This window comes from Kitasatospora sp. NPDC048545 (assembly GCF_040651155.1).
Lineage (GTDB): Bacteria > Actinomycetota > Actinomycetes > Streptomycetales > Streptomycetaceae > Kitasatospora.
On the sequence record NZ_JBEZIQ010000001.1, the window covers coordinates 141,395 to 155,716 of the forward strand.

Consider the following 14,322-nt stretch of genomic DNA (forward strand, 5'->3'; position numbering starts at 1 on the left):
ATGGGAACTGATGCTTCAGTCCCCATCACGTTGAGCCCGTTCGTGACGCTGACGGGTAGGGGCCGATGCCACCGAGACTGTTCGGGTTCGCAGATTTCAGCCGCGAGCGCCTCCATACGGAGGAAGCGGCGATCACTGCCGAAGCGGCGCAGCGAAGCGCCGACGGCGACTCCGACGCCGCCGTGGCGACCTTCCTCGGCAAGGCCGGGTTCGTCGGGACGCTGGGCGCTCCCTTCACGTCCCAGACCGCTGGCCGGCTGCTGACCAACCCGGCGATCGCGGGGCTGAAGCTGGACGCCAACGGCGACCTCGTCCCGGCCGGTCACCCCGGCATGATCTCGCCCGAGCTGTTCGCGACGGTGCTGGAGCAGCACTCCCCCAAGCCGCGCGTCGAGGACTACGACTACATGCTGACCGCCGCGGACCTGACGGTCTGCGGCCGGTGCGGCATCCCTCTGGTCGGCCAGCGATCGTCGGCGGGCAAGCCCGGCTACTGCTGCCCGGACGGGCAACGGCAAGACCGGCCCGGCAAGTGCGGAAGCGTACGGATCGACGCCACCCTGCTGGAAGACCACCTCGGCGAGCAGATCCTGGCCCGACTGATGCTGCCCGCCACCCAGGCCGACCTGGAGAAGGCCCGCAAGCTCCTCGCCGCCCAGCTGGAAACCGACCGCAGCCGCTTGGCGGAGATCGAGGCGTCGATGCTGGAGTTGACCGCGATGGTGGTCCGCCGGGAGCTCCAAGCCAAGGACCTGAAGAAGGCCAAGGCGGAGGCCGCCGAGGAGTCCAAGCTGATCAAGCGCCGGGTCCGGTGGATGGCGAAGGCGGTGGCCACACCGATCACCGGCGACGTCGAGGAACTGGTCACCTGGTGGAATACCTCGTCGGCTGAGACCCGGCGGGGGCTCGCACTGCTCATGCTCCACCGCATCGACGTGAACACCGCAGGCAAGGGCGTGCGCAGCATCGCGCCGGGCCGGGTTGTCCTGTGGTGGCGCAACGAGGCCCCGCCGGCGCCGATCGTGTTGGCCGACGCCTGATCGGTGCCCTGCGGGGTGGTCGTTGCGGCCGGTCACCGCTTCAGCGCGGCGAGCAGAGGCCGGGCGACGGAGCTGAGGATGAGCCCGACGAACGAGCAGAACATGAACAGGCCAGCGCACAAGCTGCTGAGCGTCTGCTCGACGCTCAGCGCCCAGGCCCGGCCGAAGACCTGCTGCGAGAGCAGAAAGGCGGCCTCGGCCGCGGTGTAGACCACACAGGCCGCCCCGCCCACCCCCAGGATCGCCTGTCCGAGGCCGAGGGCCCGGTGCTCGGTGCTGCGCAGGTTCTCGACAGCGAGCGTTCCGGCGGTGGTGGCGGTTGTGGCGCCCACCCACAGCCCGTAGGCGTAGACCACGCCGAGGTAGGCGGCGACGCCGCGGTCCCGGGCGAACGAGCTGGTGAAGTCGAGGCCGCACCGGTTGTGGGTGGCGAAGATCGCGATGGCGGTGGCCGCGACGAGCCCGCCCTTCGTCATCCGCAGTAGCGCCGCCCTGCCGCGGCAGTCGACGCCGTGCGTCCACTCCGTCATGGCGGCGCGCAGCCCCGCGCACAGGCCGATCCCGCACAGATGTGCACCGAGGCGACCCACGTTGTCGATGTGGGTCACCCCTTCGATGCTGTCCTCGATGGCCGGCACCGCGCACAGGCTCCCGACAGTGCACAGGGCCGCCCCGAGGGTCAGGCTGCCCGGCAGGGTGCGGCGCTCCCGGGGGGTGCGCCGCACCGAGCGCAGCGTCGCCAGACCGAACAACAGGGTGCTGATGAACGCCGCACCGGCGGTGACGCTGAAGATCTCTGCGTCCACGTCGTATTACCACTCGATTCGTGCTGGCCGACACCCCTGGTGTGGGCTCTACTCGTACAGGGAGTACATGGACTGGCGACTTGCCTCGGCGGCCTCTGCCCGCGACAGCCGGCCGCGGCGACGAGCTTCCCGGTGCGTGGTGGCTTCGGGGCCGACGGGCGGCGCAGCCTGCGCGGCCATGCCTCGGACCTCGCGCAGGGCATGGGCCGCCTGCAGCAGCCCGTCGGCGCCCACGTCCCCGAGAGGAGCGATCAAGCGCAGCGCCTCTCTGGCCTTCTCATGCTCGTAGTACACCTCCAGCGACTCCAGGTCATCGGATCCTGGGAGGAGGTATGCAGGTGGGCAGTCGAAGGCTTGGGCCAGCCCGAGAATCGTACGACACGGCGGGTTGGTTTTAGCGCCGCTGAGCGTGGCGTGAATCACGGTGTGGTCAATGACGGGATTCCCGTGATCGTCATTCGCCCTCGAAGCGAGAGCGCGAGTACTCGGGGGACTGCCCCCGTGGCCGGCGAGGCGCGCCCGTAGGAAGGCCAGCTTCGAGGCGAGGCTGCTTCCCGGGAATGGCTCAGACGTCAGAGCCGACATAAAGATCCTTTTCTGCGGATGCTTGGCACCCTTACTCCGGGATTCTGTTGCTGGACGCCAACGGTGTTGGCAACCCGCTTCGCGGATATTCAGATTTTGACAGCCTGAAGATCCGCATGCAAGCTAGGCGCTGACAGCCGGTTACCCGGGGGTCACCAGAGGCTCCCCGGGGTTGGACGGGGGCCGGTTCCGGTGCGGTCGGCAGTCTCGACTGCGATTGGCCAGGGGGTTGACGTGACGATCGACCGCGACGGCGCCCGTGGGGCGTGCGCGGAGCACCGCCGAGGGCAGGCCCTGTCCGGATGGGGTGGGGCTACGGCCCGGACATCGCCCCGTACGGTCGCCGACCACCCTCGGTGTCTCGATTGTCCCAGCTCAGTGGCTATGATCGGGTCGTGGCCGACTGCCGGAGGCCGGTGACATGGCAGTCAGCAGCGAGGGCGTCCTGAGGGCGCTCGCGGAGATGCGTCGCGCCGGCGTGGACCGCCGCGCTGACGGCGGAAGCCCGCTCGCCGCACTCGCCGATGCGGCCGACGCCTTCGCGCTCATGCACCGCGATGGTGATCAACTGCCCGGTCCCGTCGGCTCCGAGCGGGCTTCGACTGCGGGAATTCCGGCCGATTCCGGATCGCGCTGAGAATGCACCCGTGGCGGCGCTGGCAGTAGCCCCGGGCCAACCGGTGCGCATTGGTTGACATAAAACCCTTTCGCTCAGCCGCCCGAAGTCCGCCCCTGTTCGGCCTCGCCCCGCGTGCGGCAGATGCGCGGGGTTCCGCAGGGGGCTTCATAAGCGGGGGTCAGCCCGTCCGCTGAAACTTCACCACGCACAGAAAGACGCCTCCCAGTGTTGACCCATCTCCCGAGTGAGTATAGAATTTAGTCATAAGGGGGAGGCACCCCCACCGAAACCCACTCACAGGAGAAGCGATCATGGCGAAGACGCTCAAGATGTCCAAGGTCCACCCGAACCCGGCTCAGCCCCGTGAGTATTTCGACCCGGAGAAGATGGTCGAGCTGCGCGACTCCATCATCGAGCACGGCCTGATGACCGCCATCGAGGTCCGCAAGCGCGCCGACGGCGAGTACGAGATCGTCATGGGCGAGCGCCGCTACCGGGCCAACGAGATGGCCGGCAACACCACCATCAAGGTCGAGATCGTCGAGGTCGCAAGCGACATCAAGGCGTTCGGCCGGGCGATGGCCGAGAACGTCAACCGGGCCGACATGACGCCGATCGAGGAGGGGCGGGGCTTCCGCCGGATCCTCGATGAGGACACCCATGACGACGGCACCGCGCTCGAGGTCGAGGACGTGGCGAAGCGGTTCGGCAAGAGCCCCAAGTACGTGAAGGTCCGCATGGCCCTGCTCGACCTGATCCCCGAGGTCCAGGAGCGCGTCACCCTCGGCAATATCGGGACGGGGGCCGCTCACCGCATCAGCGAGCTCACGCCCAAGAACCAGCTCGCCGTCCTCAAGAAGTGGGCCGACGAGGGTCTGAGCGAGAACGAGCTGCTGCACTTCGCCCACCAGGTCCGCGAGCAGGAGCGCCAGCCGTCCATGTTCGACATCGAGGAGCTGACGGACGACGAGAAGAAGGAGCGCATCGGCGCGCAGAAGGCGACCCGCAACAAGCTCGACCAGATCGAGCGGATCCGCGCCCTCGCCGACGAGCTGGCCCGGACCCCCGTCCAGGAGCTGGCAGCCGCCCTCGGTGGGGAGCTGGGTGCCCGCCTGGACCAGCTTGAGCGCGCCGCCAAGGCCATCCAGGACGCCAAGTTCGCCGTGAGGCAGGCCAAGGCGTTCGCCGATGCGCAGGAGATCGTCGTCAACAACTCGGCCCTGCGGTCGACGCTGGCCGAGGAGGACGCCGCGATCGACGCCGAACTCGCCGCGATCCTCGGCCTCGCCCAGGACGGCACCGCCGAGGCCCCCGACGCCGACGCCGAGACGGTGGGAGACACTGGCGCGGCCGAGCCCGCCGAGTCCGCTGAGCTCGCCGCAGTCTGACCCGCCACCGGCGGCCCCGCGAGGGCCGCCAGGCAGCCAACGAGGAGGACACATGCCCCGGCCCGACTGGCGACACATGCCCGCCACCGACTGGTACGGCCTGGACAAGGCCCGGCAGGACGCCCTGTTCGACCCGCCCGGCACCGAACCGCCCGGCACCGACCCGGACACGGACGACTTCGGGACCGCACCGTTCGAGGGCTGCACCGTCGACGAGCTGTCTTCCGAAACCCAGAAATGTATGTGGATAGATAAGTGATACGGTCTGCATGTTGCTGGCGGAGGCTCCTCCCCATAGGTCTCCTCCGCCAGCGGCAGCGCCGTGACAGCTCCACCTCCACGGTTCTGACGGGCGGCACCTCCCCCGCGCCCTACCCGCCAGAACCGGGCCACTCCCATGAGCAGGCCAGGACGAACAGCCCACGACCAGGCCCGCCCTTCCCCTCCGGCTAGGGCGGGCCCGCGCACACCCAAGGAGAGTCACCATCAACACCTACGAGGCCCCGGCCGCCGCCGACCCCGACCTGTACGCCCAGCTCATGCAGGAGCGGTACGGGCCGCTGCGCGCGATCTTCGCCGAGCAGAACCGCCCCAACCCCTTCCTGGCCCGGCCCCGGCCACGCCGGCACAGCGCCCGCTGGCCCGACCCGGACGCCGCCCGGCACCGCGATGACCTCCTCCGGGCACTCGACTTCCACCGGCAAAGGACCAGCGCGTGAACCCCGACCCCACCCAGCCCGACCGCACCCCGCCCGTCCCCGGCGCGATCTGGTGCAGGGCGTGCGACTCCTGGTGCTACCCCTCCTCCGGCCTGTGCCGGTGCAACAACCGGTGACCAGCCACGTCCGGGCCGGACAGGTCTACGAGGCATGCCACCCCGGCGACGGGCAGCGCCGCATCCGGGTGCTGTCCGTCACCGGCAACCGGGCCAGCGTCGAAACCCTCGGCCTCGGCCCGGCCCGTCGCCGCGACATGCTCCTGACCGCGCTCCACGCGAGCGCGACCACGGCCACCGGCCGCCTCCGCCGCGCCGGATACCGTCTACTCGACCCTCGCGGAACGGAGCCCCACGTGAACGACCAGGCAGCAGCGCCGTCACGGCCGAACGCCAGCAACATCACCGACCCCGAACTCGACCTGCTGTGGGAACGGGCCGAAGATGCTGAGACGCGACTCGCCTGCGCCGCCCAGCTCCTCGCCTCCGGCTACAGCGACCTCCACACCCGCGTCGACATCGCCCGCCGCCTGTGCGCGGGCGACATCACCACCGCGCAGGCCCGCGACGACGATCGCGGCGAGTAGCAACCCCCTGAACGTGCCCGGCCGGACCCGCCATCCGGCCGGGCACACCCATACCTGCGGCGCCCCGGAGCGCCCCGATCAGAAAGGGATGCCCATGGCACCCCAGACACCCCAGGTACCCCAGCCCGAGACGGTCGGCCCGTTCACCCTCTACTCGCCCGCCGGCGCCGAACCGAGCATCGGCTGGATCATCTCCTGCGGCTCCGACTGGCTGCCCGGCACGTTCGACAGCCGCGACGCCGCGCTGCTCGCGATCGGCATCGTCCTCGGCGGCGAGGCCACCTTCCGGCTGGTCGAACTCCGCGACCACAACGCCCGGGCCCTGGACGGCGCCGCCGCCACCGTCGAGCACATCACCACCTTCGCCGCCACCAAGGCCACGAACAGCTGAGCCCACGCTGCGCGGCCCGCCCCAAACCGCTGCCGCCTGACGGAACCGCCCGCTACGTTGATCGCCCGACGCCGAACAGGAGCCGGGCGATCTGCTGCACGAGCAAGACGAGGCGATACGGCATGGCCACCATCTTGAACACCTTCAACCAGTGGACCCGTCGCCGGCGCTGGATCGCCGTCGGCACGCTCACCGCTGTGCTCGCCACGGTCCTCGCGGTCCTCAACGAGTTGGGGTTCTCCGGCCGGGTCTGGATCGCCCTGGTGATCCTGCCTGCTCTCGCCGCACACCGGCTGAACCTGCTCTCACCGACAGCCGCCCGCTGGGCGCAGTGGTTCACCCAGGTCGCCATGATGCTGCTGTGGGCGATCAGCCTGGCCTGGACCCTCTACCTGATCTGGAACACCCGCCACGACGATCGGGGAGGCAGCGCGGGAGCGGTTGTGGCCGTCGCCCTGCTCTGGTGGGTCCTCGCGGCTCGGTCCCAGCCCACCACCGGCTGGCGCGAATCCCTGCCGTGGAGGCCCCGCCGCGCGGTCGGTATCCACACCCTGTGCATGACGCTCTTCCTGTCCGGGTTCTTCCTCACCGTCCGGTCCATGGCCGGTGTCGCGCCGACCACCCGACTCACCATCGGGATCGGCCTGTTCACCGCCGGTGGCGCGTTCTGCCTGCGCGCGAAGACGCGGACCCACAAGCTCAGCACGGCCGTCAAGAGAGCCGCCGAGCAACTGGCCGGGGAATGCCGCGAGCTCGACGCTGGCACCAGCTCGGACGTCGAGAAGCTGCGGCTGCAGATCCGCGAACTCGACCTGCAGCTCTCCGTGCCGCTGCCCACTACGGTCAAGCTGATCGGCCTGCCGCTGTTCACCCGGCCTGAGCGCCAAGCCCTGATCCAGGACCTGCTGCTCGGACCGCTGGATGACCCGTCCTCGCCCGGCCGGTGGGCAGATGCCGCCGCCGACCTCGAAGCGATCGCCGCCGGCGTCACCCGCTGGGCCGACCCCGCGGTCTAGCACCGAGCGCAGGCGAGCGGGCGGGCCAGCGCCGACAGCCGGTGAGTACCGGCCTGAGGGGCAGCGCCGTCATGGCCCGCCCGGCTGCCGTGAGCGGCGAGAACCCGGCGCCGACTACGCTGGGCAGTCAGGGCGCGGGAGTCTGACACCTGAGGACCCCCAGTGACCCCTCCCACGGCCAGCAGCACGCTCTCCGCGTACGACACGGCCGTCCTTGCGGACGCCCCTGCCCTGTACCTGCCCCTGCCCGGCCCGCAGGAACCCGGCCAGCAGGCCACCTACCACGGGGCGCCCGGCGCCGCCCTCCTGCCCAACGGCGACAGCGCGACCGTCTTCGACGGCCTCACCCAGTACGTGGAGATCCCCGACAGCCCGGAGCTGAGCGCGGCCACCACCGGGCAGCTCACCGTCGAGGCGTGGCTGCGCCCCGACACGCTGACGTTCCCCCGGACCGAAGGGACCGGATACGTCCACTGGCTCGGGAAGCTGACCTACGGCGTCGGCTGCGAGTGGACGGCACGGATGTACTCCCAGCCCAACACTGAGAATCGCGCGAACCGGCTCAGCGGGTATGCGTTCAACCCGGCCGGGGGCCTGGGTGCTGGCTCCTACGTGCAGGAGCCCGTCACGCCCGGGGCCTGGCTGCACTACGTGCTGGTCATCAACACCACTACCCGTAGTGCCGCCTACCCGAGCGGGTACGTGAAGCTCTACAAGGACGGTGAACTCCGCGATCAGGACAGCCTCGCCGACTACAACATCGTGCCCGCACGCACGCAGGCCCCGCTGCGGGTCGGCTCGGCCAGCCTCAGGTCCTTCTTCGCCGGGGCCGTCGGGAAGGTCGCGGTGTACCCGGCGGAGCTGACCGCCGCCCAGATCGCCGCCCACCACCGGGCCATGGCCTCGTAGACCGCCCGCCCGCCTTGAGCAGCCCGGCCTGCCCCGACGGGGGCGGGCCGGGCCCAGGGCGCCGGCAGGTTGATCGTCTAGGCTGTGTCCCCGTGGGGCGCGGGGAATCGGCCTACGAAGGACCCAGCTCCGTGAGCAACCGCGAACCCGTCGACCGGATCGTTGACGGCCTCCTGCCCTTCGCCGTCCCGATCGGCGACCTGCACCGCTACCACCAGAACCCGCGGCGCGGCGACGTCAACGCCGTCGCCGACTCCCTCAAGTGGAACGGCCAGTTCAAGCCGGTCGTCGTCAACCGCGGCAGCCTGACCGGCCGCCCGAACGAGATTCTGGCCGGCAACCACACCTGGGACGCGGCCAAGCAGCTCGGCTGGGAGCAGATCGCAGTCACCTGGGTCGATGTGGACGCGGACGCCGCAGCGCGGATCGTCATCGTCGACAACCGCACCTCGGACCTGGCCGGGTACGACAGCGAACTACTCGCCGACATCCTCGCCTCCCTGCCCGACCTGGACGGCACCGGCTACGACCAGGATGCGCTCGATGACCTCCTCGACTCGGTCGAGCTGCCCTCCCAGCTCGCCTCCGAAACCACGGAGCGCGAGGGCGACAAGACCGCCGACGAGCACCTGCAGTGGGGCTTCGTGCAGTGGGGCACCACCCGCGTGCAGATCACCAAGGACGAGGTCGAGCGGCTCAACAACGTCCACGAGGCCTTCTACGACGCCCGGGGCACGGACACCGGCTTCGCGCACTACCTCCTCGACCAGCACGAGGCGCAGCGGGAGCCCGCCGGTGCCTGAGTTCATCGAGTCCTACCCCATCGGCCAGCTCAAGCCCGCCCCCTACAACCCTCGGCGCCTCACCGACGAGGCATTCGACCGGCTCCAGCGGTCGCTGGCCCTGTTCGGGTGCGTCAAGCCGGTCATCGTCAACGGCAACGCCATCCTCGTCGCCGGTCACCAGCGCACCAAGTCGCTGAAAGCCATCGGGCAGACCCACGCCCCGGCGATCCTCCTCGACGGGCACGTCTCCACGCAGGACGAAGTCCAGTTCAACCTGCTGCACAACTCGATCGAGACGGACGGCTCCAAGGTGCGGGTGCCCCCGTCCGGGCCGGACGCCCACGGCTGGGAGTGGATCAAGCCGGAGGACGTCACCGCCGTGTCCAGGTCCAACCCGGCGATCCAGGCAGAGATCCGCCGCCTGGTCACCCGCTACGGCACGTGGGGCTCGGTCGTCGCCGACGACGCCGGCCGCGTGATCTTGAACAACGACTACGCGGTGGTGGTGGCCGACTTGAAGCTGCCGCTGCTGTGCTACCGGCTGTCCGTGCAGGAAGCCGACGAGCTGGCGGTTTGGCTGGACGGCGACTACGGCGTGTACGACTACACGCAGCTCGGCATCCGGGCCTACAACCAGCACTGGTGCCAGATGCACAGGCTGGGCGGCGACGAAGGCGACTCCAACAAGTCCACCACGTACGAGCAGCACGTTCTGCCCGAGCTGCGCCCCGGCCTGCGGGTGATGGACTTCGGCGCCGGGGAGCTGGCCTACGTCAAGCGGATCAAGTCGCAGGGCTGGGACGCTCACTGGTACGAGCCGCACGTCAAGGCGAAGGGGAAGGAGAACGCGTTGGATGTGGCTGCGACGGTCTCCCACATCCGCGACCTTCAGCGGGACGTGCCCGCGAACGGCTTGTTCGACGTGGTCGTGCTGGACTCGGTGCTGAACTCCGTGACCTCGCTGGAGTTCGAGAACGCGGTGGTGACGGCCTGCAACTCGCTGCTGGCCGCAGGCGGGACCTTCTACGCGGGGACCAGGTCGCTGGGTTCGGTCGAGCGGCGCATGTCGGGCAAGAAGGCCCGCAACAACGGCCGGTACCGACGCAGCATCGAGTTCCTGGACGAGGACGGCTTCACCGCCACCTTCCGCAAGGGCGTGTGGACGATGCAGCGGTTCCACGACCCGGATTCCCTGCGGGCCCTGATGGAACGGTACTTCGGGCAGGTCGAGGTCCGCGGCAACCCGAACGGCGGGAACATCTACGCAGTGTGCCGCAAGCCACTCGCCCTCCCGGAGGAGCAGCGGCGCGCCGCCCTGGAGCTGGAGTTCAACATGGAGTACCCCGGGGAGTACCGGCACAACCGGCACAGGCCGCTGGTCGAGGCCCTGATGAGGGCGTGTAGGGAGCGCGACGCCGATTAGGCAACCCCGCCATGTGAGTATAAAATTTACCCATAGGGTATTTCTCAACTCACGACGAAGGAAGCCGAGTTGCCACGAATCACCGTCACCGCAGGAAGCCGGACCTACCGCCACGTGTGGCTCAAGTACGTCACCGGAGTCGACCTCAGCCGGCACTGCGCCGTCGCCCTCCACGGCCGCTACAGCCGCCACATCAACGAGGACACCCGCCACGCCGAGGTCGAACTCGACGAGTTCCCGTTCGCCCTCGCCTGGTACCTGTGCGGCGTCACCGCCAGTCCCTACCGCTGGGAGGAGAACCCGCACCTCGCCCTGGAGGCCGCCCCCGGCCACACCCGGGTCCTCCAGGTCCAGGACCTCACCGTCCATCTCGACGGCGTCCGACCGATCGAGTTCACCGACGCCGACGTGCCGCCGGACAGCCCGCATGCTGACGACCCTCAGTACCGGACCTGCCGAAACTGGTGGTTCGCGCACTACCTCCACGCCCGCGGAGTCCCCAACGTCCACGGAGACCGACCCCGCATCACCACGCTGCGCCCTGGCGCCGGACAGGTCGAACTCCTCCCGAGGCCGCCCCGCACCCCGGCCGGCACGGCCAAGAAGACCGCAGACCCCGCCGCGGAGAAGTCCGACCAGCGGCACCAGCACCCGCAAGCCGACCCAGCAGCACACCAACTGCGGCTCGGCGCCGAAGAAGACCCCCTGAACGCCGGCAAGCCCTCCGACAGGATCACGGACGAGCTCGGCCGCGGCCCGGTCGCCTGACCCTGCGCCGCCGAACACCCTGGCGGGGGGCGGCCCCTCGCGGTCGCCCCCCGCCAGCACTCAGGACCTCACGGCCCACCCGCCTTGTCGGCCTCCGGCCGACCCACGCGTGCTCGGCGGCTCAGGCCAGTGCGAAGTCGTCCACCCCCCACGCGTCGATCACGCAGTCGCCCGCTTCAAGATCGGACAGCGCAGAGGCCGGGTCCCAGAACACTGAGGTTGAGAACGTGCCGGTGACCACCACATCGCCCTGAAGATCCTCCAGCCCTTCTCCCGCGGAGTTGCTGCGGGTGAGTGACGCCGACAGGCTGCCCTCGAACACTCCGCCGGCGGTGAACTCGATCTGCTGGCCGTCCCGGTGGAAGTCGAGCGATTCCAGCTCGATGACGAACCAGTCTCTGACGGGTGGGCCAGCGGAGAGCGGATTGTCCCGGTCGCGGTGCTCGAAGTGGTCCACCACTCGTGTGTCCACCTGCCGCAGCAGCTGCACGATGGGTTCCCGAAGAGCGGAGCCGAGATCCGCCTCGCACACCTCTTCGAGGAGGGCTGCCGTCGTCCGCCCCCGCTCGTCGAGGGAGACGATGACCCCTTGCTCTGAACCGAACCTGTCGACCTCGATCTCCAGGCGGCTGAACGACCGGTGGTCCGCCAGGCTGTCGCCCAGCATCGACAGGATCTGGACTACCGCAGGGGCATGCTCCAAGAACTCTCGACGAGCATCCTCCTCATCCAGGTCGGTGTTGATGACCTCCAAGAGATGCTCGGCGACCTTGCCGGAACGGCCAATGGCCTTTGCGCGCGCGATGACGGCAGGGCGGAGCCTGGTTGCCTTGTGCAGCTGAGTCAAGTACAGCGGTGAGTCGTAGGTGGTATTGCCCTTGCCCCCCGGCCCGTTGCAGGAGACGCAGATCGGCGCGAGGTTCTGCGGGGCGTGGAGGTCGAAGTCGTCCGGCAGGCCGAAGTGCTCCGTGAGAAGCAGCAGGGCGTCGTCCGTGATGTCCTTCGGGATGATGTGGTCGATCTGGCAGTCGCCGAACTTCACCGGCTCTCTGCACCAGTAGCACTTCAGCTTCCACGCCCGCCACAGTGCCGACCTCAGCACTGCGTTATCGCCCGCGCCGTAGCGAACTCTGCTCCCGCTACCCATCAGCGGCCCGTCCCGTCACTCAGCCAGTCAGTCCGTCCCCGTTGTATCGCAGGCCGCACAGAACCGCTGCTGGTTTCGGCAACCTCGTCGCCCGGCGAACTGCGCGGCAGGTGCACGGTGCCGGTAGGGACCCGGACCAGATCTACCAGGCGGCCCGGACCGCACTGACCTGGTGGGGCCACCGCGCCTCCCAGCCCTCGACTGTCTCCGGCTCGCTGTATCGAAGGATCAGCTGCACGGCGTTCGGCAGGTTGCCGTCGCCGGTCAGGTTCACCCGGCACATGCTGTCCTCTCCGCTCCCGCACCCGCAGGCCACGTCGGCCACCAGGGGAAGGCCAACGAGCGGATCGGTGAGCAGTGAGACCAGCTGCTGGTGGTCGAACCGCTGGCCTGGGATGAACTCGATGTCGTACTTCCACCGGTCTACTCTGTCCCCGCCGGTGATCCACCCTGTCACGTTGATCGGCCAGCCGGCAGCGGTAAACGCGTGCGCCCGGCGAAGCAGCGCACTACCGAGCCAGTGCGGCCGCCCACCGTCAGCGGTGGTCGGGAACCAGGCCATCAGCTGGCGCTCCTCGCGGGTGACCTCGCCGGGTGAGGACTCCCACAACTGCTCGACCCCGTACTTCAGATCCTCACGCCACTCTTCGACGGCGCTCTTCCATGTCGCGGCTGAGATCCCCCGAAGGGTGACGTTCGCGTCAGTCCCCGCCAGCCGGAGGGTCAGGGCGCCGTCGCGGCGGGACCGGGTGACCCGAAGCCCGGGAACGCCATCGACCTGGCCCTCGAAGAGCGTTGGGAGGAGGGCCATCACTAGGCCGCGTACGTGAGCGGGCCGGTCTTCGGCAACCAGCGTCAGGCCGTTGACGGCCGGCACTACGGAGGTGAACCCGAACGGGGAGGTCGTGAAGTCGTCCGGCCACGCGCACCGGTGGTTGACCCACCACTCGAACATCTCCTGGTCTGGGTCGGCGGCGGCGGGCAGTGGGTCAACTCCACGGTCGAGGCGAGTGACCCGCTGGGCGGCTGCGGTGATGGGCTCGCCGGTGCACGCCGTTCGAAGCTTCGCGGCGCTGCCGAGGTACGCAGAGGACATGATGGGCCTCCAAGGCGGGCGCCCTGGCGCGCAACTGCTCAACAGGGCGGACAGATTGGTGCGGAGTAGGCCCAGGATCTGAGATCCATTTACCGGGGGCGCGAGGCGCAGTAATCCGTCCTCGCTCGGCGGGGCCTGGCAAGCCAGCCCGCGATGAGTGAAGCGCGAGCAGCCCAGCGACTGCAAGGACCGGCCTGGGTGTGTCGTGGGCACCCCTCGTTCGGCGGTGCAGCCGTGACGCCCGCGGCACTGGCCGAGGTGTGCGGATTCTCGTTGGCGGCTCGCTGCTTCGCTGCCGGGTGAACAGGTGACCGTCGTTATCCACAGGGTCCGGGTTTTCCACAGGCGGCCGTGGATTTCCCGTCGCGGCCGTCCGGCTCGTGCACTGTGCTGCCACGGCGCCGCCGCTCGGGCGGATCCGGCGGAAGGAAGCACGGTGAAGGCCATGGCACCCACTCGTACAGTCCGTCGAACTGGTCGACCCCGACTGCGTCACCCCGGAGCTGTGCCGCTGCGGCGCTCGAGGATGCGCTGCGGCTGGACTCTGGGGACCGCCAGGATCGCGGCCCGACTGCTCGGAGAACTGCTCGGCGGCCTACTGGGGTTGTGACCGTGGCACTAAGTCGAGCACCATGCTGAGCCAGGAGCAGGACTGGAAGGCGTCAAGGCGACGTCCGGGCGGAAGCGGACTCCCGGGCTCCAGTGGCGTGCCCATGGACGCCCCGGGCAGGATGTGCGTACGAACAGCGGTGCGACGGGAACCACCGGTCCGGCCGGCCGCTGTGCCCACAGAGGGGGGATCATGCGCATTCGAAAGACTGCTGCCGCACTGGTCGTCACGGCCGCACTGGCCGGCGCGTTCGTGCCCACCATGGCTCAGGCCGTCACCGACGGGGGCTGGGTCGGAGTGCAGGGGGTCCGGTCCGGGGCTCAGCCTCAGACGCAATGGCCCGGAGCACAGCTGACGCCAGGTCAGGGTGCCGTCATCGACGGGGGCTGGAGCGGGTTGCAAGGGGTCCACACCGTAACGGCCTAGCGGAGCCGGCA

Annotated in this window: 16 protein-coding genes; 12 read left to right on the plus strand and 4 right to left on the minus strand. The window is 69.5% G+C overall.

What is annotated here, in order from left to right:
• Nucleotides 1-65: 65 nt before the first annotated feature.
• Entirely contained in the window at nucleotides 66-1,040 is a 975-nt protein-coding gene (locus AB0D10_RS00665) for a recombinase zinc beta ribbon domain-containing protein (protein WP_360248875.1), read from the plus strand.
• A 32-nt stretch (nucleotides 1,041-1,072) separates the two neighbouring features.
• Here AB0D10_RS00665 and AB0D10_RS00670 read toward each other — a convergent pair whose 3' ends face one another.
• Complete coding sequence (locus tag AB0D10_RS00670) at nucleotides 1,073-1,846, minus strand: hypothetical protein (protein WP_360248878.1); 774 nt, start codon at nucleotides 1,844-1,846, stop codon at nucleotides 1,073-1,075.
• 48 nt (nucleotides 1,847-1,894) lie between these two features.
• The gene (locus AB0D10_RS00675) at nucleotides 1,895-2,269 is read right to left on the minus strand and encodes a hypothetical protein (protein ID WP_360248881.1); all 375 of its coding nucleotides are present in this window, start codon (nucleotides 2,267-2,269) and stop codon (nucleotides 1,895-1,897) included.
• 583 nt (nucleotides 2,270-2,852) lie between these two features.
• Here AB0D10_RS00675 and AB0D10_RS00680 point away from each other — a divergent pair.
• The 11 genes from AB0D10_RS00680 to AB0D10_RS00730 all read left to right on the plus strand — a co-directional run bounded on the left by AB0D10_RS00680 (nucleotide 2,853) and on the right by AB0D10_RS00730 (nucleotide 11,032).
• Nucleotides 2,853-3,068 carry a hypothetical protein gene (locus AB0D10_RS00680; RefSeq protein WP_360248884.1) on the plus strand — a complete coding sequence of 72 codons (216 nt, stop codon included), beginning with the start codon at nucleotides 2,853-2,855 and terminating at the stop codon, nucleotides 3,066-3,068.
• Nucleotides 3,069-3,361: 293 nt separating this feature from the next.
• Complete coding sequence (locus tag AB0D10_RS00685; RefSeq protein ID WP_360248887.1) at nucleotides 3,362-4,438, plus strand: ParB/RepB/Spo0J family partition protein; 1,077 nt, start codon at nucleotides 3,362-3,364, stop codon at nucleotides 4,436-4,438.
• Between the two features lie 52 nt (nucleotides 4,439-4,490).
• Nucleotides 4,491-4,697: a hypothetical protein gene (locus tag AB0D10_RS00690; protein ID WP_360248890.1), complete on the plus strand. Its 207-nt coding sequence runs from the start codon at nucleotides 4,491-4,493 to the stop codon at nucleotides 4,695-4,697.
• Between the two features lie 280 nt (nucleotides 4,698-4,977).
• Nucleotides 4,978-5,157, plus strand: coding sequence for a hypothetical protein (locus tag AB0D10_RS00695; RefSeq protein ID WP_360248893.1), 180 nt, complete (start codon nucleotides 4,978-4,980; stop codon nucleotides 5,155-5,157).
• A 112-nt stretch (nucleotides 5,158-5,269) separates the two neighbouring features.
• Entirely contained in the window at nucleotides 5,270-5,740 is a 471-nt protein-coding gene (locus tag AB0D10_RS00700) for a hypothetical protein (protein ID WP_360248896.1), read from the plus strand.
• Between the two features lie 94 nt (nucleotides 5,741-5,834).
• Nucleotides 5,835-6,131, plus strand: coding sequence for a hypothetical protein (locus AB0D10_RS00705; protein WP_360248899.1), 297 nt, complete (start codon nucleotides 5,835-5,837; stop codon nucleotides 6,129-6,131).
• A gap of 122 nt (nucleotides 6,132-6,253) precedes the next feature.
• Nucleotides 6,254-7,147 (plus strand): hypothetical protein, encoded by an 894-nt coding sequence (locus AB0D10_RS00710; protein ID WP_360248901.1) that lies wholly within the window; start codon nucleotides 6,254-6,256, stop codon nucleotides 7,145-7,147.
• A gap of 162 nt (nucleotides 7,148-7,309) precedes the next feature.
• Nucleotides 7,310-8,056, plus strand: coding sequence for a LamG-like jellyroll fold domain-containing protein (locus AB0D10_RS00715; protein WP_360248904.1), 747 nt, complete (start codon nucleotides 7,310-7,312; stop codon nucleotides 8,054-8,056).
• 131 nt (nucleotides 8,057-8,187) lie between these two features.
• Complete coding sequence (locus AB0D10_RS00720) at nucleotides 8,188-8,859, plus strand: ParB/RepB/Spo0J family partition protein (RefSeq protein ID WP_360248907.1); 672 nt, start codon at nucleotides 8,188-8,190, stop codon at nucleotides 8,857-8,859.
• Complete coding sequence (locus AB0D10_RS00725) at nucleotides 8,852-10,264, plus strand: ParB N-terminal domain-containing protein (RefSeq protein ID WP_360248910.1); 1,413 nt, start codon at nucleotides 8,852-8,854, stop codon at nucleotides 10,262-10,264. The genes AB0D10_RS00720 and AB0D10_RS00725 overlap by 8 nt, the downstream gene beginning before the upstream one ends.
• A gap of 69 nt (nucleotides 10,265-10,333) precedes the next feature.
• Nucleotides 10,334-11,032, plus strand: a complete 699-nt coding sequence (locus AB0D10_RS00730; protein WP_360248913.1) for a hypothetical protein — start codon at nucleotides 10,334-10,336, stop codon at nucleotides 11,030-11,032.
• A gap of 121 nt (nucleotides 11,033-11,153) precedes the next feature.
• Here AB0D10_RS00730 and AB0D10_RS00735 read toward each other — a convergent pair whose 3' ends face one another.
• Both AB0D10_RS00735 and AB0D10_RS00740 read right to left on the minus strand, forming a co-directional pair.
• Complete coding sequence (locus AB0D10_RS00735) at nucleotides 11,154-12,074, minus strand: HNH endonuclease signature motif containing protein (protein ID WP_360248916.1); 921 nt, start codon at nucleotides 12,072-12,074, stop codon at nucleotides 11,154-11,156.
• Nucleotides 12,075-12,321: 247 nt separating this feature from the next.
• Nucleotides 12,322-13,275, minus strand: a complete 954-nt coding sequence (locus AB0D10_RS00740) for a hypothetical protein (protein ID WP_360248919.1) — start codon at nucleotides 13,273-13,275, stop codon at nucleotides 12,322-12,324.
• Nucleotides 13,276-14,322: the final 1,047 nt, after the last annotated feature.